Genomic DNA, 18,824 nt, shown 5'->3' on the forward strand with positions numbered 1-18,824 from the left:
AGCTTGATGCGGCCCCCCGCCCGCAAGCGCAACCCCCAACGCGATCAACTGCAAACCCGGCTTTCACTGCCCCTCCCAATATCTCCATTGGCAAAACCCCCGCCCGCGCCGCACAAGGGGCCGCGAAAGGATTCCCCGTATGAGCAACCCCACCCGTTTCGAAGGCACCGAAGCGTATGTCGCCACAGACGATCTGAAGGTCGCCGTCAACGCCGCCGCCACGCTGCGCCGCCCGCTGCTGGTGAAGGGCGAACCCGGAACGGGCAAAACCGTGCTTGCGCACGAGATTTCCAAGGCGCTGAACGCCCCGCTGCTGGAATGGCACATCAAATCCACCACCAAGGCGCAACAGGGCCTGTATGAATATGACGCAGTCGCCCGCCTGCGCGACAGCCAGCTCGGCGATCCGCGCGTGGCCGATATCGCCAACTACATCCGCCGCGGCAAACTGTGGGAAGCCTTCACCGCCCCCACCCTCCCCGTCCTCCTCATCGACGAGATCGACAAGGCCGACATCGAATTCCCGAACGATCTGCTGCAGGAACTCGATCGGATGGAATTCAACGTCTACGAAACCGGCGAGACGGTGAAGGCCCACCAACGCCCCATCGTCGTCATCACGTCGAACAACGAGAAAGACCTGCCGGACGCATTCCTGCGCCGCTGCTTCTTCCACTACATCCGCTTCCCCGATGCCGACACGATGAAGGCCATCATCGAAGTCCACTTCCCCGGCATCCAGAAAGCCCTCGTCCGCGAAGCGCTGACGATCTTCTACGACATCCGCGAAGTGCCGGGCCTGAAGAAAAAGCCCAGCACGTCCGAACTGCTGGATTGGCTGAAACTCCTCCTCCACGAAGACCTGCCGCTGGACATCCTGCAAAGCCGCGACCCGAAAAAGCTGATCCCGCCACTGCACGGCGCGCTGCTGAAGAACGAGCAGGACGTGATGCTGTTCGAGCGACTGGCGTTCATGGCAAGGCGCGAGGGCGCGAAGGGCTGACCACCCTGTTGGACCGAACGCCTCCTCGGCCTTCGTGCGCGGAGGGGCGGGGTCGGACATGAATGGTGCCTTGCTGACGTGAAAACTGGAATTCACCACACACTCTAATTTCCACCGATTCTGCCACTCTCAAGACCACCGCACACTTTTCCACCAGTCGTCGCAAAAATGCGAATACAAATCACCATCCATCACAATAGCAGACTTTCAGTTAGCAGAAATACTCCAGACAGAGCGCCAATTATCTAAGTATCAGAATATCCAGCTCCATCCCCAGACAATTATTGCAACGATTCCTGCAGATATGATAGAAGCAAGAATTCCTGCAAGAAATGCGATCCATCGTTCTCGATTTACATTCGGCACACCAGCCAATTCCCGAAATGTAGTGATGTCTTGTTGCATTGCATCGCGAATGCTCTTAAGCTTGCCGTCCGTGTCCTGCTTACTTTCGAGGATCTTATTCAATTCTTTTCGACTATTTTCGTATTCTGCCTTTACCTTCTGCGCACTCTCTTTCAACTGATCGATGGCCGTCAGACTCTCCGAGAGCGCTTCACGCGCAACTTCGAGTTTGCTAATCCTCTCGTCGACCGACCGTTTGTCGGGCCGAGACACAAAAACTCCAACCTTCAACTCACCAAAATCAAAAATATTTGCAGAAATATTAAATATTGTATTTATATATTTTCCAAATATAGACTCAACAAAATTTAATAAAAATGAAAAAAATGATCTCATGTTCCATCCATCTTAAATTCTTTATATTAAATAATTTATGAAATACATCAAAAATACGACAATGCAATACTATTCAAACCTTCCCGATTTCCGGGCATGAGATAGATGATGGCCGGCTTTGGCGGCACTTGACGACCAACGCCTCAACCCCACTCCCCGCCCACTTCGGTCGTCTGAAAAAACGTAATGTGCGCGACCAGTTAGGTAGTCCGCGTTGCACGCAGACACCGAGGTCGGCAACATCCTTTACAATCCCATCCTTGCCCCCCGCCCCCCCCCGCCCCATACCCATGCTGCAAGGCCGCAAACGGCCAGCCAACACAAGAATCACACGGGTCGAAAGCGCAGCCATGCCAAGCAACGCCTCCGGGCCTGACTCCCTCCGCGCCGCACAGCTGCCCGCGCTCGTCGGCGATGTGCAGCCGCAGCCGCTGGAACAGCTGGTGGATCAGCTGCTGGATCGCTGGCACGGCAAGGGTGCGCCGCGCAATGTGCTCAGCAAGGCCGCGCAGGTGGATCGCGAATTCCGCACCCGCCACGCCGCTGTCCGCCATGATCGGGAATTCATCTCCAACTGCGCCTTCCTTATCGCCTTCCTCGGCGGCCTCTCCGCCGTCACGCTGGGCATCACGCTGGCGGAACTGCCGATCCTTACCGGCGAGCGCGTCGCCCGCATGGTGGTGCTCGCGCTGATGGTCGGTGCGTCCGTCTCCGTCGCCACCCGCACCAGCAACCGCCTCGCCATGCAGCTGGCGATCCTCGGCGGCTTCGCCCTCATCCTGTTCACCGGCGCGCCATCCGATTTCGCCCTGCGCGGCTGGGATCGCACCACCACCATGGTCGGCACAGCCCTCATCGCCGCCAAGGCGGTCCGACTGTTCCTTGATCGCATGCTGGATCGTTACGAAGCCCGCCTCCTCCTCGCCTCGGCGGGCTGCCGTTAAGTTCGCACCATCAGCTTCTCCAGATAGGCGACGCCCATCGCCACCAGTTCGCGCTGCATGAACAGCCGCTGCTCGCCATCCTCGCACGACAGGATCGCATCCGCCCCACTGATCATCGCCTGCGCCAGCACCAGCACTGCGGCCTGCCGCACCGGCTCTGGCAACCGGGGATTGCGCGCCTGAACAGCCACCGTCAGCGCCCCCACCACCCGTGCTCTGGAAAGCGTCCAGATATCCACCAGATCCTGAGAGGAGCGCACCAGTTCCAGCAACCGCCGGTCCGCCACGGTGTTGTTGGCGATCAGCAGCCCCACCGCATGCTCCGTCAGCCACTGCAGCGAAGCCCCGCTCAGCAGCATATCCTCCAGCGGCCCGTCCACCGTTTCCATCGCCTGCTCCGCCAGCGCGCGGAAAATCTCCATGCTGCCCGCGAAATGCCGATGAATCTCCACGGCAGTCATGCCCGCCCGCCCGGCGATCGCAGCCATGTCGATCTCCGCAGGCGCCCGTTCGCCCAGAAGCGCATAGGTCGCGTTCAAAATCTTCCGGCGGGCGGCCTGCGCACGCGTCTGGTTCGGCATCATTCCGTCAAATATCCCCTGCGATGGCATGGCTCTGGACAGGGATGTCCGGAACACGCAATGTTCAAATAACAACAACGAACCAAACGATGTGTCTCAAAGACACAAACACAGACATTGATTCAGGTCATCGCTCGGGGAGGAGCAGCATGAACAATCGTCATCCGGGCCTGATGCCCGTGCTTCTGGCCGCGCTGTTGGCTGCCTGCGGCCAGCAGCAACCACAGGCCACCAAAGGCGAACGCCCGGTCGCTGCCAGCGAACAGGCCGTGGAAACCCTGCTGGAACAGCTTGTGGCGGCAAAGCCCGGCGATGTGATCCGCATCCCGGCGGGCATCTACAGCCTCGATCGCTCGCTCAGCCTGTCCAGCCCCGGAGTCACCATCCGTGGCGCGGGGATGGATCAAACCATTCTCAGCTTCAAAGGCCAGATCGCCGGGGCGGAAGGGCTGCTGGTAACCGGCGGCAATTTCCTGATCGAAGACCTCGCCATCGAAGATTCCAAGGGCGACGCGCTGAAGGTGAACGGCGTGGAAAATGTGATCATTCGCCGCGTCCGCACCGAATGGACGAACGGGCCGGATACCGCCAACGGCGCCTATGGCATCTACCCGGTGCAGGCGAAGAATGTGCTGATCGACGGCTCCGTCGCCATCGGCGCATCGGATGCGGGCATCTATGTCGGCCAGTCCCGCGATGTGGTGGTGAAGAACAGCCGCGCCGAATTCAACGTGGCGGGAATCGAGATCGAGAACACCGTGAACGCCGACGTGTTCGACAATGTCGCCACCAACAACACCGGCGGCATTCTGGTGTTCAACATGCCCAACCTGCCGATGGCGGGGCACAGCACGCGGGTGTTCCGCAACCGCATCTTCGCCAACAACACGCGCAACTTCGGCGCGAAGGGCACCGCCGTCGCCTCGGTTCCGGCGGGCAGCGGGGTCGTCATCAACTCCAACGATCTGGTGGAAATCTTCGACAATGACATCAGCGACAATGCCACCGCCAACGTCATCGTCTCCAGCTATTTCTCCACCGGCTACATGACGAAAGAGGGCGTCGCCACCAGCTTCGATCCATGGCCGCAGGGCATCCATGTGCATGGCAACCGCTTCACGGGCGGCGGCGATTCCCCCGGCACGGTAGAGCTGAAGGCGCTGAAAACGCTGAAATTCGGGCTGAACGGCCGCCTGCCGGACATTTTGTGGGACGGTTTCGCCAACCCCAAGCCGCCGGCGGGCACCCCGCCGGTGCTGTGCGTGAACAACCCGCCCGCGCAGGTGCTGAACGCGGATGGCCCCAACAAGTTCAAGAACCCTGCCCTCTCCACCACGCATGATTGCAGCCTGCCGCCGCTGCCCGCCGCGGTGGTGAACACCAGCTGGGCCGACACGCCCGCGAAATGACGCGCTGGCCAATGGCGCTGCTGATCCTGCTGCTGGCCGCCTGTGGCCAGCCGCAAGGCGTGCGCTTCCACGAAAATACCGATCCCGCCGATCTGGCGGAATGGGGCGTGCTCCACCGCGACGGCACGCAACTGCAACTGGCCGAAGGGGTGATCCCCTATGAACTGGCGACGCCGCTGTTCACCGATCATGCCTCGAAGCTGCGCACCATCTGGATGCCGCCGGGCAAGGCAGCGGCCTACAATCCCGCCACCGCTCTGGAGTTCCCGGTCGGCACCATCCTCAGCAAGACCTTCTATTACCCGCTGGATGAACAGGGCCGCGCCATCGCCACCCATGGCCCCGCCGAGCTGCGTGGGAACGCGCTGGATGTCCGCCATGTCCGGCTGATCGAAACCCGCCTGCTGGTCCGCCGCGAAACCGGCTGGGTGGCGCTGCCCTATGTGTGGAACCCAGACGGCACCGCCGCCCGGCTGAAGCGCATCGGCGGGGTGGAGAAACTCACGCTCGCCCCCGGCGTGGCCGGGCCGGGCGGCGACTTCGCCTATGTGATCCCCAGTTCCACCCAATGCGGGGCCTGCCATGTGCCGGATGCCGCGACCAAGGCGCTCGCCCCCATCGGCCCCACCGCGCGCAGCCTGAACATCCCCTCCCCCTTCATCAGCGGCCACCCCAACCAGTTGCACCTGCTGGCGGATGGCGGCCAGCTCTCCGGCCTGCCCGCCAGCCCGCCCGCCAACGCCGTCTGGACGAAAAGCGCTCAGCCGCTGGAGGCCCGCGCCCGCGCCTATCTGGATGTGAACTGCGGCCATTGCCACAGCGCCACCGGCCCGGCCCGCACCTCCGGCCTGCATCTGGATGCCGCCACCCCGCTTTCGCACGATCTGGGCCTGTGCAAGCCGCCGGTCGCCGCCGGGCAAGGCACGGGGGACAGGCAGTTCGACATCGTGCCGGGCCAGCCCGAACGCTCCATCCTTATCTTCCGCATGCAAAGCCTGAAGCCGAACGAGATGATGCCGGAAATCGGCCGCACCACCGCGCACGCGCAGGGGATCGCGCTGATCTCCTCGTGGATCGCGGCCATGAAGGGCAGTTGCACAGTGGAACGCTGAACCGGCTTGCCGTGCAGGCCCGGCCCCGATAGCCATTGCGGATGCAAGCCCGATCCCGCGCGGCCGCCGCCGTCATCGCCCTCCTCCTCGCCACCAGCCCGGCGCTTGCCGCGAAACCGGCGGACCCGCTGGCGGGCACCGTGCGGCAAGAGGGGCTTCTCCCCGTTTATGTGGACAAGGCGGGCGGCCGCATCCTGCTGCAACTGCCGCCGCCGGGGCCGGACGGCGTCTCCACCCGCCTGCTCTACATGGCGCAGCTGCGCACCGGAATCGGCTCCGCGCCGCTGGGGCTGGATCGCTCCCGCCCCGGCCCGGCGCAAATCCTCAGCATCCGCCGCATGGGCAAAAAGGTCGCGTTCGAGTTGGAAAACCCCCGCTTCCGCGCCACCAATGCCCCCGCCCCGGAACAGGCCGCCGCGCGCGACGCCTTCGCCGCCTCCACCCTCTGGCTGGGGGACGCCATCCCCGGCCCGGGCGGCAGCCTCCTCGTCGACATCGCCCCCTTCCTCGCCCGCGATGCGCAGGACGTGACGAGCGACCTGAAAGGCGCGGGCGAAAAGAATTGGCGGCTGGCCCCCGAGCTGACGGCGGCAGACCCGAACGCGGTGAAAGCCTTTCCGGACAATCTGGAATTCGAAGCCCGGCAGACCTTCGTTTCGGATTCCGCAGGCCCGGAAATCCGCAACATCGCCCCCGATCCCCGCCAGATCAGCCTTACGGTGCGGCACAGCTTCGTCCGCCTGCCCGAAGCGGGCTATGCCCCGCGCCGCTTCGATCCGCGCGGCGGCAGCTTCGCCACGCAAGTGGTGGATTTCGCCGCCCCGCTGGGCAGCCCGGTGGTCTATGAACTCGCCAACCGCTTCCGGCTGGAAAAGACGGACCCGACCGCCGCCCGCTCCCGCGTGAAGAAACCCATCATCTTCTACATCGACAACGCCGCCCCCGAACCCATCCGCACCGCGCTGCTGGAAGGTGCGCGCTGGTGGGAAAAGGCGTTCGAAGCCGCAGGCTATATCGACGCCTACAAGGTGGAAATCCTGCCCGAAAATGTCGATCCGCTGGATATAAGGGTGAATGTGGTGAACTGGGTGAACCGCGCCACGCGCGGCTGGTCCTATGGCTATGCCGTGACCGATCCGCGCACCGGCGAAATCCTGAAGGGCACGGTGCTGCTCGGCTCTCTCAGGGTGCGGCAGGATATGCTTATTTTCGAAGGACTTGTGGGTGCAGACAAGATCGGCACCGGCGGCCCCAATGATCCGGTGCAGGCCTCGCTCGCCCGCATCCGCCAGCTCTCCGCGCATGAAGTCGGGCATGCGCTGGGGCTGCTGCACAATTTCGCGGGCAGCACGCAGGACCGCGCCTCGGTGATGGATTATCCCGCCCCGCGCGTGGGGTTGGTGAACGGCCTGCCCGACCTGACGGATGCCTATGGCGTCGGCACCGGCCGCTGGGACGCTTACGCCATCGACTGGCTCTATGGCACCAACGACGACGCACAGGCCCGCGCCAAGGCAGACGCCGCCGCCGCGCAAGGCCTGCGCTTTGTCTCCGACGAACAGGCCCGCGACGTCGGCAGCGCCCACCCGCACGGCAGCCTGTGGGACGATGGGGCCGATCCGGTGGCCGAACTGGCGCGGGTGATGGCCGTGCGCCGCGCGGCGGTCAGCCATTTCGGCCCGCAGGCGCTCACCCCGGATGAACCCGCCAGCAACCTCCGCCGCAAGTTCGTGCCGATCTGGCTGCTGCACCGCTATCAGGTGGAAGCCGCCGCCAAGCTGCTGGGCGGGCTGGACAGCCGCTATGCCGTGGCCGGGGGCACCGGCCCGATCTCCGCGCCCGTTCCGCCCGCCGAACAGCGCGCCGCGCTGGACGCGCTGATGGAAACACTGGCCCCGTCCGCGTTGCAGGTGCCGCCCGGCCTTGTGCCCACCCTCTCGGCCGGATGGTCCGGCGAACGCGACCGCCAGTTCGAAATCGAGATATTCCCCACCAATGGCGGCACCATGTTCGAACCGCTCGCCGCCACGGATGCCGCCGCCACCGTCACGCTGGATGCACTGCTGCACCCGGCCCGGCTGAACCGGCTGGCCACCCAGCATGATCGCAACCCGCAGGTGCCGTCGCCGCTGCAACTGGCAGACCGGCTGACGACGCTGGCGCTCGCCCCTCCGCCCTCTAACGTGTCGGAAGATGTCAGCCTGCGGCTGGGCACCCGCATCATCGCCGCGCTGTTGCAGGCGCAGCGGCAGCCCGGTCTGTCTCCGGTGGTGGCGGTGCAGTTGCAAGGCGCGCTGGAGCAGTTCCGCACCCGGCTGGCCGCTGCGCCCGCCGGCACGCCAGCCCGGCAGGCCTGGAAAACCGGCTTGTCGAAGCTGCTGGCAGACCGGGATGCGATCGAAGCCTTCCTCGCCCGGCCAGAGAGCGCGCCGCCGGTTCCGCCCGGCATGCCGATCGGCAGCGGCGATCTGGATTGATGCGACGAACCGCGCTGGAATTCCGCCAAAATTGGCAGTAGAGCGGACAGGAAACGAGCCAGGGGAACCCGATATGAAGCGTAAGATTTTCGCCGCCACCTCCATCGCCCTGATGGTCGCGCTCAGCGCCTGCGGACGCGGCGGCACCTATGCCGATGTCGCCCGCTTCCACACCAACCAGCCAATCAACCGCGGCACGCTGTTCATCCAGCCTGCAGACCCGGCCATCGCCAACAGCCTGGAATTCCGTACCCATGCGGAATCAGTCGCGGTGGAAATGCGCCGCCAAGGCTTCCAGACCGTGCCGGACGCCGGTCAGGCGCAATATGTCGCCACGCTGGACATCACGCAGACGGACGGCACCACCGTCACCCGCCCGGGCACCACGGTCGGGGTGCCGGTCGGCCCCACCATCATCGCCACGCCGGTTGGCCGCGGCCCGCGCAACAGCTCGGAGCGCACCACCACTGTTGCCGTGCAGATTCAGCGCCAGTCCGACGGCCAGAAGGTGTGGGAAGGCCGCGCCTCGAAAACCGCCACGGCCGGTTCGCAACAAGCCACCCTCACATGGGCGGTGCCCGCGCTCGCCGGCGCCCTGTTCACGGACTTCCCCGGCACGCCGGGCGTCACGCAACAGGTCCGCATCTGATCATGCGTATGGCCCCGGCTCATCTCGGTTCGGCACTGGTGATCGCCGCCGCGCTGGCGCTTGGTGCGTGCAGCACCACGCCCAGCGCCAATGTGCTGCGCTTCCACCAGAACCAGCCGGTCAGCCGGGGCACCGTCTATCTGAAACCCGCCAATCCGGCGCTGGCAGGCAGCCTTGAATTTCAGGCGCAGGCCAACGCCGTGGGCGCGGAACTGCGCAAACAGGGGTTCGAACCCGTTTCCAGCCCGCAAGTGGCCCAATTCACCGCCGTGATCGACGTGCAGACAACGGAACGCGTCGGCCCGCCACGCCAGTCCGGCGTCTCCATCGGCATCGGCGGCGGCTTCTCCAGCGGCAATGTCGGCGTCGGCACCAGCGTGCAGGTGCCGGTGGGCGGGCAACCCTCGCCACAGGTCGCCACCACCACAACCCTCTCGGTTTCGCTGGTGCAGGCACTGGGCAATCAGGCCGTATGGGAAGGCCGCTCCAGCCTGGACACGCAGCCGGGCGGCCAGCGCGGCACCCCGCTGACGCCCGTTCTGGCATCCGCGCTGTTCCAGGATTTCCCCGGCCCCTCCGGCAAGACGGTGCAGGTGCCGATCCGATAAAAATCCCGGCGGGGAACCGGGAAAAAGGGGATGTGATGCTGCGTAACCTTGCCCTGTCACTGCTGTTGCTGGCAGCCGCCTGCGGCCAACAACCTCCCCGGTCGATACAGGGCTGGGTTACAGATGAAGCCAATCTGCTCAGCACCCAGCAAAAGGCTGCAATCACCGCCCGCCTCGTCGATCTGGAACGCACCAGGGGCCATCAGTTCGTCGTCGTCACGGTGAACAGCCTCGGCGGACAATCCATCGAAACATTCACGCGCGACCTCGGCAACAGCCAAGGCATCGGCCGCAAAGATGCCAACGACGGCGTCATCCTGCTCGTCGCCCCCAACGAACGGCAAGTCCGCATCGAAGTCGGCTCTGGCCTCGAACAGACGCTCACCGATGAGAAGGCGGCGGGCATCATCCAGACACAAATCACCCCGCGCTTTGTGAAGGGCGACATGCCGGGCGGAATCGCCGCCGGTGTGGGTGCGATCATCACAACGCTGGACCCTGCGCGGCCGAAGGTGCGGGGTTAGTTTACGGCGTTACGCCCGGGAGGAACGAAGGGGCTCTGCCCCTTCACCCCGGCAGGGGCGTGACGCCGCTCGCACCCCCGAACTTTTTAGCCCCTCCCGTTGACGCTTCGCGTCAGCTTCGCTTCGAGGGGAGGGGTTGGGGTGGGGGCCATCCGCTTGGCGTGAGGTTGGGGGTTATAGCCTGCGGCGCTTATGCGTGGCGTCCCATTACCCCTCCCCCGCTCAGGCTGAGCTTGTCGAAGCCCCATGTGGCATAACCCCCGGGCTCAGCTGTTGCGCTTTTGCTTCGGGGGCTTCGACAAGCTCAGCCTGAGCGGGTTGGGGGGTGGGTTGGGGTGGCGGTGGGTTTGTGAGGATGTTGTGGATCAGGCCCGGCGGTGACACCCCCTCTCCATCTCTCCCCCTTGCAGGGGGAGAGCGCTCCGTAGCGCCGCAGGCAATCGAATCTGATCACTCACACGACGTGGCGGTTGGGGTACGACGCGAAGTTTGAGGGTGCAGGGAAATCATTTCCCTGCCCGCCGGAGGCAAAAAACCGCAGGCCGGCTCCGGGCAGAACCCGGCCGCGGCAGGCAACACTCCAACGCCGGAGACACACGCCCCCAACCTCAAGCCGCCAGCCGATACCCCGCGAACTGTTCCCGCAGCGCGGTTTTCTGGATCTTCCCCGTTGCCGTGTGCGGGATCGAGTCCACGAATTCCACCGCGTCGGGCATCCACCATTTGGCGATCTTGCCTTCCAGATACCCCAGCACCTCCGCGCCTGTCAGTTGTGCGCCGTCTTTGGGGATCACGATCAGCAGCGGCCGTTCGTCCCATTTGGGGTGGGGCACGCCGATCACGGCGGCTTCGGCCACGCCGGGGCAGCCGATGGCCAGATTCTCGATTTCGATGGAGGAAATCCATTCGCCGCCGGATTTGATCACGTCCTTGGAGCGGTCTGTGATCTGCATATAGCCGTTGTGGTCGATGGTGGCGACGTCGCCGGTGTCGAACCAGCCATCCTTGTCCAGGATGTTGCCGCCGTCGCCTTTGAAATAGCTGCCGACGATCCACGGCCCGCGCACCATCAGCCGCCCGAAGGCGACGCCGTCGCGCGGCAGTTCACGGCCTTCATCGTCCACCAGCTTCATATCCACGCCGAAGATGGCGCGGCCCTGCTTGCACTTCAGGTCGATCTGCTGCGGGCGCGGCAGCTTTTTCGCGTCGGCGGAAAGGCTGCCGATGGTGCCCAGCGGGGTCATCTCCGTCATGCCCCATGCGTGGCAGACGTCCACACCATATTTCTCTTCGAAGGCCTCGATCATGGCGCGCGGCGCGGCGGAGCCGCCGATCACCACCCGCTTCAGCGGATTGAGATTGGTGGCCGTCGATTCCAGATGCTGCAACATCCCCAGCCAAACCGTCGGCACGGCCAGAGTCAGCGTCACGCCTTCCTTGCGGATCATGTTGGCGATGGTCGGCGCGTCGAAATGCGGCCCGCACATCACCAGCTTCGCGCCGACGGCGGCGGCCGCATAGGGCACGCCCCATGCGTTGGCGTGATACATGGGCACCACCGGCAGGATCACCGTTTCGGATCGGATATCCAGCACGTCGCCCATGCAGGCGCCATAGGCGTGCAGCACATTGGCACGGTGCGAATATTGCACCCCCTTGGGGTTCCCCGTGGTGCCGGAGGTATAGCAGAGGCCGGACGGCGCGGTTTCCGGCAGCTCCGTCCATGGCGCGTCGGCATTCTGCCCGGCGATGAACTCCTCGTAGCAGATGAAGTTCAGGCTGCTGTCGGCGGGCATATGCTCGCGGTCTGTCAGCAGCACATAATGTTCCACTGTGGTCAGGCGCGGGGCCAGCTTCTCCACCAGCTTCACGAAAGTCAGGTCGAAGAAGAGCACCCGGTCTTCGGCGTGATTGGCGATATAGGCGATCTGGTCTTCGAACAGGCGCGGGTTGATGGTGTGCGCCACCCCGCCCATGCCGGAAATGCCATACCAGCTTTCCACATGCCGGTGGGTGTTCCACGCCAGCGTCGCCACCCGGTCGCCCGCGTTCACGCCCAGCCCGCGCAGGGCTTCGGCCACCTGCCGGGCGCGGCCCTGCACCTGATGCCATGTGGTGCGAACCTCATGGCCTTCGCAGGTCAGGCTCACGATCTCCCGGTCGCCATGGTTCAGCGCCGCATGGTCGATCAGCTTCCACACCAGCAGGGGCCAGCCCTGCATCGTGCCCATGGTCATCATGTCTCTCCTCATCCCTCGCCCACAGTCCTAACCCAAAGCAGGCGGCGACGAAAAGGCCCGTTGTTACGGCGCGGCAATCCGGGCGCTAAAGTCCGAGGCTGGAAAGATCAGGCCCCACCGGCACGATGCCGTTCGGGTTCAGCGCGAGGATGGAATAATAGCCGCGCTTGATATGGTCGATGTTCACTGTCTCCCGCACGCCGGGCATCGCCAGCATCCGCGCCAGCCAGCCGCTCAGCGCCGGATAATCGGCGATCCGGCGCTGGTTGCATTTGAACACGCCATGATAGGCCGCATCGAAGCGCACCAAAGTCACAAACAGGCGGATATCGCTTTCGGTGAAGCGATCCGCGAACAGGAACGGCCCGCCGTCCGCCAGCCGCGCCTCCAGCCTGTCCAGCATGGCGAACACATCGGCGAAGGCTTCCTCATAGGCCAGCTGCGTGGTCGCGAACCCGGCGCGATACACGCCATTGTTCAGCTGGGTGTACAGCGGCTCGTTCAGCGCATCGATCTCGACGGCGAGATCGGCGGGGTAGAGGCTGACGGACGAATCCGCCAGCGCGCCAAAGCCGCTGTCGAAGATGCGCAGGATGTCCGACGACTCATTGTTGACGATCGTGTCGGTCGCCTTGTCCCACAGCACGGGCACCGTCGCCCGCCCGGTGTAGCGCGGGTCCGCCAGCGTGTAGAGTTCGTGCATATATAGGAAGCCGTGCAGCGGTTCGCGCGTGGCCCCGGGATAGTCGCCGAAACGCCAGCCCTCTTTCGTCAGCGTCGGCTCCACGACGGAAACACTGACCACATCCTGCAGCCCTTTCATCCGCCGCGCCATCAATGTGCGGGACGCCCATGGGCAGATATAGGCGACATACAGATGGTAACGCCCGGCCTCCGCCTTGAAGCCGCCCTCCCCCGTCGGCCCGGCCGCGCCATCCGGCGTCACCCAGTTGCGAAAGCCGGACGACATGCGCACGAAGCCGCCCTTCGCGTCCGTCCCCTGCACGGGTTGCCAATCCGCCATCCATTTGCCGTCCACAAGCATGTGCAATGTCCCCTGATGCAGCCGAGAATCAACCGAGTGAGCGGATATAGCCGCGCCAGCCGCCGAAGTCCGTGATGTCGGCCGCGCCGTCCAGCGCGCGCGGCTCGGCGACGAAGCCTTTCACCGAAGTGCCGTCCTCCAGTTCCACTGTGCCGATGGCGAGCGGGGCGGGCACCTCCACCACGAAGCTGCCGAACGCCGCGACGGGCAGCCGATACACCTCCACCTCGATGGCGGCACTGCCGCCATGCACCAGCGCAGGCTTGGGCGGCACCGAATTGGCGATGGCGAACAGCCGATAGGCAGGCGCGGTGCGGCAGCGCCGCACCAGTTCCGCCCCGCGCGAGGTCAACTGCCAGTGCAGCGGCATCCCGGCCAGATGCGCGCCGACCACCGCCAGCTCCACGGTTTCGGCCACACCCTTCACATCCAGCGGCGGCACGTCGGGCATGGGGGCGATCTCCTGATAGGCAGCCGCCAGCGCCAGCAGCGCGCGGTCCGTGAAGGCGGGGGCAATGAACGACACGCCAAAGCCGGTTGCATTGGCGCGGAACCCGGCGGGCACAGCGATGGCCGCCATATCCAGCAGGTTCACGAAATTGGTGTAGAGGCCCATGTTCGCGTTCAGCGCCAGCGGCTCCGCCAGCAATTCGCGCACGCGGTAGCTGGTGGGGCAAGTGGGCAGCAACAGCGCATCCACCTGCCCGAACAGCGCCGCCGCCCGCCGCGCCAGCGCCTTCAGCGCATATTCGCCGCGAAACGCGTCCATCGCGCTCATCGCCAGCCCGCCCTGCACGATCCCGCGCACGACCGGGTGGATCGCCTGCGGCTTCGACCGCAGCAGCGGCTCCACCGCCGCCGTCCGCTCCGCCACCCAAGGCCCTTCATACAGCAGCCGCGCCGCCTCCAGCAGCGGGGCAATATCCACCTCCACCGGCACCGCGCCCAGCGCCCGCACCCGCTCCAGCGCCGCCGCCCACAGCCGCGCGGAACCGGCATCGCCCAGGAAATTCAGTTGAGACGGCAAGGGGATAGCCAGCCGCAGCGCAGCCTGCGGCAAAGGCACATCCGCCCCTTCACGCGAATAGTCATCCGCCGCATCGAACCCCGCGATGCAGCCATCCAGCAATGCTGCGTCGGCTGCGTCATGCGTGAAAATACTGATGCAATCGAGCGAGCGGCAGGCAGGCACCAACCCGGCAGTGCTCCAGCGCCCCTTGGTCGGTTTGAAACCGAACAGCCCGTTCAGCGCCGCAGGCACCCGGCCGGAACCAGCCGTGTCCGTCCCCAGCGCAAACGGCACCAGCCCCGCCGCCACCGCCACCGCCGAGCCGGAACTGGACCCGCCGCTGATCCACGCCCGGTTGTGCACCGCCCGGCACGCGCCATAGGGCGAGCGCGTGCCCACCAGCCCGGTCGCGAACTGGTCCAGATTGGTCTTACCCACAGGGATCGCCCCGGCCGCCACCAGTCGCGCCACCACCCGCGCGGACTGCGCCGGCGTAGTGGCAAAGGCCGAGCAACCGGCGGTCGTCTGCAGCCCCGCAACGTCGATATTGTCTTTCACCGCGAACGGCACGCCCGCCAGCGGCAGCACTTCGCCCGCCGCCACCCGCGCCTCCACCGCTTCAGCCATCGCCATCAGCGCCGCATCGCTGAAGCGGCTGATCCACACCTCCGGCTGCACCACTTCATAGGCCCGCACGCGGCGCAGCGTCTCGCGCATCACCGCCGATGCGCTGACGCCTGACGCCGCGATATCGGAAACCTTGCGGAACGGCGGCAGACCGTCTGCCGCCAACCCCTCAGCCATTCGCCGCCGCAAGCTTCACCGGCTTCTTCGGCCCTTTCAGCCTGTCCCACGCCTTGCGATAACGCGCGACGAGCCACTGGTTGAACTGCCCCTGCGCGCCTTCCTGCCAGGAATAGCGCCCCCGCACCGCAAAGCGCGAGCGCAGGCCCACCTGCACCAGCTCATCCACATGCATGTCCTGCGCGATGATCTTCGCCGCGCTGTTCATGATAGCCTCCAGCTTGTGGGAAAAGGCCGGGTCCTTCTTCGCGCCGGGGGCCACCAGCACGCCGGTGTCCTGCTCCATCGTCTCTGCCCCGTCGGCGCGCAGGATCAGGTAGATCACCAGATCGGGCGTCATCACCAGAGACAGCGTCGGCGGCATGTTGGCAAACGTCACACGCGTGCGATCCTCGTCCGTCAGCTTCGGGAAAATTGGCAGGATCGCCTTCTGCGTCGGGTTGAAGCTCGGGTCTTTGTGCAGCGCCCCGTTGAACCGCAGGAAACCGGCATCCTCCGCAGCCGCATCCGGAAACACCGCGAGGTTCGACGGGATGAAATCGTGCAACGGCCCCTGGTGCAATTTTGAGGCGTGGTAGCCGTCGTTGTTGTTCTCGAACATCACCTTCCAGTTCCACGCGAAACTGCCGGTGATGGTGTCCGCCAGCTCGGCCGAGGCGAGGTCGTAATTGGCGATCGCCTCTTCCACCACCGTCAGGCGCGGGGCCAGCGGCGCGGCTTCGGCATCGAAGTTCACGAAGATGAAACCCTGCCAGATTTCCACCTTCAGCGCGGGCAGGCTGAACTTTTTCCGGTCGAAGTTGCAGGTCTTGTCCATGGCGGGCGCGCCCACCAGCCGCCCGTCCAGATCATAGGTCCAGTGGTGATAGGGGCAGACGAACCCGCGCGTGTTCCCGGCCCCTTCCGCCACCAGCATGGCGCGGTGCTGGCACACCGAACTCATCGCCCGAATCTCGCCGGCCCGGTCCTTCGCGATCACCAGCGGCTCACCGATGATCTTGGTGGTGAAATAATCCCCCGGATTCGCAACCTGCTCCACCCGGCCCACGCACAACCATTCATGGTTGAACAGCGCTTCCTTCTCGAACTCATAGAAGTCCGCATCGGTGTAGCATTCCGGCGGCAGCGTCTCGGAATCGGCCAGATTCAGCGTCGAGCTTTCAAGGCTCGCGAAAAAACTGTCGGTCAGGATCGGGGAAGTCATCGGTCATCTCCGTCGAAACTGGGCAAGGCTGAATACCCTCCGACAGTGCCTCGCAACCGCCGCCCAAGTCTTTGCAGAGGGCGCACAGACATCTGCCGCAACCGCTGCGACAATTTGTTCTGCCCTCTCGCTCAAGACTCGAAGGGCCAAAACGCGCGAGAAAGCCCGCATGACCACCACCCCCATCGAAGCAGACCTGCTGATCTCCGGCGCGGAGATCATCAGCATGAACCCCGCCCGCGAAGTGTTCCGCGATGGCGCGCTGGCGATCAAAGGCAACCGCATCGTCGCCGTCGGCAAGCGCGAAGCGCTGGAACAAAGCGTCCGCGCCCGCGCCACCCACGATGCACGCGGCTTCGTCCTCACCCCCGGCTTCCACGACGGCCATATCCACATCACCGGAGACCCGCTCACGCGCGGCCTCGTCCGCCGCGTGCCGGATCAGGATTGGGGGGATAATCTCTCCAAATGGGTGATCCCGCTGTTCAAGGCGCAGACGCCCTCAGACGAAGCACTCGCCGCCCAGCTCTCCGCGCTCGCGATGATCCGCCACGGCACCACCAGCTTCATGGAAGCCGGCACCGTCATCCATCTCGACGCGGTGATGGAGGGCCTCGCCGCCAGCGGCATCCGCGGCCGCGTCGGCCGCTGGGTGGAAGGCCGCACCTACGATCCCGCCGCCGATCCCGCCATCCGAACCAACGAGGCCATCGCCCTCCTCGAATCCGAAGTCGCCGCCTACCCGGACGATGGCGAAACCCTGCTCGCCGCATGGCCCCAGCTCGTCGGCCACAGCACCAATTCGGATGAGGTCTGGCTCGCCGCCAAATCCCTCGCCGATTCGAATGGCCTGAAAGTCTCCGCCCACATCAGCCCGCGCGCCAGCGACCCGGAATGGTTCCTCGCCAACACCGGCCGTCGCCCCGTCGAGCATCTCGCCCACATCGGCGCGCTCGGCCCCAACATCTGCCTCACCCACCTCGCCGACACCGACATGGCCGAAGTGGAACTGCTCGCCGAAACCGGCACCTCGGCCATCCACTGCCCGCACGCAGCCTTCCTCGGCGGCTTCGGGCTGGCGAAAAAGGGCCTGCACCCGGAAATGATGGCGCGCGGAATCCCCCTCATGCTCGGCACAGACGGCATGGCCGCCGACATCCTCTCCTCCGCCCGCCTGATGGCCGCCGCCTACCGCGACGCCCGCGACGATCAGGACCTCCTCCCCGCCACCAAACTCCTCGAACTGATGACGGTCGACGGCGCAAAAGTCATGGGCTGGGAAGGCGTCACCGGCGCCCTCATCCCCGGCGCCAAAGCCGATTTCATCCTGCACGACACCCGCACCCCCGAATGGGGCGGCCCCCTGTTCGACAGCGTCGGCCAACTGGCGCTCAGCGCCCCGCCCTCCGCCGTCCACAGCGTCTGGATCGACGGCAGACAAGTGCTGGAATCCGGCCGCAACCTGCTGCTGGACGAGGAAAAGCTGCTGGCAGACGCGGTGCAGGCAGGCCAGGCCATCGTCGCCCGAACCGGCCTGCCCATCCGCACGCCATGGCCGGTGCTGTAGAGCGGGGAGAGGCTGTAGCGCGGGGGGAGCCTGCCTCCGGCGGCCAAGGGCTTTGCCCTTGGAACCCGTGCCAAGGAAATGATTTCCCTGCACCCTCAAAATTGGCGTTGCGCCCAACCTCCAACGCCGCGCGTGTGATCCACTTTGATTGCCTGCGGCGCTACGAAGCCCTCTCCCCCTGAAAGGGGGAGAGCTGGAGAGGGGGTGTCACCGCCGGGCCTAACCCACAGCGCCCCAACACGCAAAAAACCAAAATCCCGCACGCCATCCCCCAAACCCGCGTCCTTCCGCCACACCCCGCGCAGGAAATCGCGCGCGGTTGATCAATTTCAACGCACGCCAGCTTGCTACGCTGCACCAAAGGTCTGGCAACCAGACAACCAAAGGACAGCAGCATGAGCGAAGCCACCCACAGCACCGGCCGCCTGCACAACACAGGACCGGGCCGCCCCACATGGACGCACATGGCGCTGGCCGTCTCCAACGTCGACGCCACCGTCCAATGGTATGAAAGCTTCACCCACCTGCGCACCCTCGCCCGCCACGAAGATGTGGACGGCCGCAACGCATGGCTGGCAGACCCGGACGAGAAAAGCCGCCCCTTCGTGCTGGTGGTGGGCGAATTCTACCCCGGCCACGATCCCTTCGCCCCCGCCCCGCACCACCCGCTCGGGCCGTTCGCCCATTTCGGCATCGAACTCCCCAGCCGCGAAGCCATCGACGAGATCGCCGCGCGCGGCAAAGCCGCCGGTTGCCTCGCGCTTGGCCCGGTGCAGATGGCCAAGGACATCGGCTACATCTGCTTCCTGAAAGACCCGGACGGCAACACCATCGAATTTTCCTACGATCAGGGCGTGTTCGAAACCGCGCGGGACATCTGGCAGGTCGCAGTGTGACAACAGCATCG

General features: G+C 65.1%; 16 protein-coding genes. 10 read left to right on the forward strand and 6 right to left on the reverse strand.

Annotated features, from left to right (window positions below; translation table 11 throughout):
- The first annotated feature begins 139 nt into the window (after window positions 1-139).
- Window positions 140-1,003: an AAA family ATPase gene (locus FJQ54_RS06530; RefSeq protein WP_140927608.1), complete on the forward strand. Its 864-nt coding sequence runs from the start codon at window positions 140-142 to the stop codon at window positions 1,001-1,003.
- A 252-nt stretch (window positions 1,004-1,255) separates the two neighbouring features.
- On the opposite strand, the gene FJQ54_RS06535 is transcribed toward FJQ54_RS06530, so the two are convergent.
- The gene (locus tag FJQ54_RS06535; protein ID WP_140927609.1) at window positions 1,256-1,744 is read right to left on the reverse strand and encodes a hypothetical protein; all 489 of its coding nucleotides are present in this window, start codon (window positions 1,742-1,744) and stop codon (window positions 1,256-1,258) included.
- Window positions 1,745-2,094: 350 nt separating this feature from the next.
- Between FJQ54_RS06535 and FJQ54_RS06540 the strand changes: the two genes are divergently transcribed.
- Window positions 2,095-2,688, forward strand: a complete 594-nt coding sequence (locus FJQ54_RS06540; protein WP_140927610.1) for a hypothetical protein — start codon at window positions 2,095-2,097, stop codon at window positions 2,686-2,688.
- Here FJQ54_RS06540 and FJQ54_RS06545 read toward each other — a convergent pair.
- Window positions 2,685-3,272, reverse strand: coding sequence for a TetR/AcrR family transcriptional regulator (locus tag FJQ54_RS06545; protein WP_181160019.1), 588 nt, complete (start codon window positions 3,270-3,272; stop codon window positions 2,685-2,687). The two genes, FJQ54_RS06540 and FJQ54_RS06545, sit on opposite strands and share 4 nt — an antisense overlap.
- A 146-nt stretch (window positions 3,273-3,418) precedes the next feature.
- On the opposite strand from FJQ54_RS06545, the gene FJQ54_RS06550 reads away from it, so the two are divergent.
- The 6 genes from FJQ54_RS06550 to FJQ54_RS06575 all read left to right on the forward strand — a co-directional run bounded on the left by FJQ54_RS06550 (window position 3,419) and on the right by FJQ54_RS06575 (window position 10,048).
- Window positions 3,419-4,678: a parallel beta-helix domain-containing protein gene (locus tag FJQ54_RS06550; protein ID WP_207790379.1), complete on the forward strand. Its 1,260-nt coding sequence runs from the start codon at window positions 3,419-3,421 to the stop codon at window positions 4,676-4,678.
- The gene (locus tag FJQ54_RS06555) at window positions 4,675-5,790 is read left to right on the forward strand and encodes an SO2930 family diheme c-type cytochrome (protein ID WP_140927612.1); all 1,116 of its coding nucleotides are present in this window, start codon (window positions 4,675-4,677) and stop codon (window positions 5,788-5,790) included. The genes FJQ54_RS06550 and FJQ54_RS06555 overlap by 4 nt, the downstream gene beginning before the upstream one ends.
- A 41-nt stretch (window positions 5,791-5,831) precedes the next feature.
- Window positions 5,832-8,267 carry a zinc-dependent metalloprotease gene (locus FJQ54_RS06560; protein ID WP_140927613.1) on the forward strand — a complete coding sequence of 812 codons (2,436 nt, stop codon included), beginning with the start codon at window positions 5,832-5,834 and terminating at the stop codon, window positions 8,265-8,267.
- Between the two features lie 73 nt (window positions 8,268-8,340).
- Complete coding sequence (locus FJQ54_RS06565) at window positions 8,341-8,916, forward strand: DUF4136 domain-containing protein (RefSeq protein ID WP_181160020.1); 576 nt, start codon at window positions 8,341-8,343, stop codon at window positions 8,914-8,916.
- A gap of 2 nt (window positions 8,917-8,918) precedes the next feature.
- Window positions 8,919-9,524, forward strand: coding sequence for a DUF4136 domain-containing protein (locus FJQ54_RS06570; protein ID WP_181160021.1), 606 nt, complete (start codon window positions 8,919-8,921; stop codon window positions 9,522-9,524).
- Between the two features lie 35 nt (window positions 9,525-9,559).
- Window positions 9,560-10,048, forward strand: a complete 489-nt coding sequence (locus FJQ54_RS06575; RefSeq protein ID WP_140927616.1) for a TPM domain-containing protein — start codon at window positions 9,560-9,562, stop codon at window positions 10,046-10,048.
- Window positions 10,049-10,656: 608 nt separating this feature from the next.
- Here the strand turns inward: FJQ54_RS06575 and FJQ54_RS06580 are convergent.
- From FJQ54_RS06580 to FJQ54_RS06595, 4 genes are all read right to left on the reverse strand, one after another.
- Window positions 10,657-12,288, reverse strand: a complete 1,632-nt coding sequence (locus FJQ54_RS06580; RefSeq protein ID WP_140927617.1) for a long-chain-fatty-acid--CoA ligase — start codon at window positions 12,286-12,288, stop codon at window positions 10,657-10,659.
- Between the two features lie 85 nt (window positions 12,289-12,373).
- Window positions 12,374-13,333 (reverse strand): glutathione S-transferase family protein, encoded by a 960-nt coding sequence (locus tag FJQ54_RS06585; RefSeq protein ID WP_140927618.1) that lies wholly within the window; start codon window positions 13,331-13,333, stop codon window positions 12,374-12,376.
- 28 nt (window positions 13,334-13,361) lie between these two features.
- Window positions 13,362-15,146 carry an allophanate hydrolase gene (gene atzF / locus FJQ54_RS06590; RefSeq protein ID WP_140927619.1) on the reverse strand — a complete coding sequence of 595 codons (1,785 nt, stop codon included), beginning with the start codon at window positions 15,144-15,146 and terminating at the stop codon, window positions 13,362-13,364.
- Complete coding sequence (locus FJQ54_RS06595) at window positions 15,139-16,350, reverse strand: aromatic ring-hydroxylating oxygenase subunit alpha (protein ID WP_140927620.1); 1,212 nt, start codon at window positions 16,348-16,350, stop codon at window positions 15,139-15,141. Before FJQ54_RS06595 ends, atzF begins: the two co-directional genes overlap by 8 nt.
- Window positions 16,351-16,519: 169 nt before the next feature.
- On the opposite strand from FJQ54_RS06595, the gene FJQ54_RS06600 reads away from it, so the two are divergent.
- Window positions 16,520-17,917: an amidohydrolase family protein gene (locus tag FJQ54_RS06600; protein ID WP_140927621.1), complete on the forward strand. Its 1,398-nt coding sequence runs from the start codon at window positions 16,520-16,522 to the stop codon at window positions 17,915-17,917.
- A 395-nt stretch (window positions 17,918-18,312) separates the two neighbouring features.
- Window positions 18,313-18,813 carry a VOC family protein gene (locus tag FJQ54_RS06605; RefSeq protein ID WP_140927622.1) on the forward strand — a complete coding sequence of 167 codons (501 nt, stop codon included), beginning with the start codon at window positions 18,313-18,315 and terminating at the stop codon, window positions 18,811-18,813.
- Window positions 18,814-18,824 lie beyond the last annotated feature (11 nt).

The organism is Sandaracinobacter neustonicus, assembly GCF_006385875.1.
In the GTDB taxonomy this organism is placed as follows: Bacteria; Pseudomonadota; Alphaproteobacteria; order Sphingomonadales; family Sphingomonadaceae; genus Sandaracinobacteroides; species Sandaracinobacteroides neustonicus.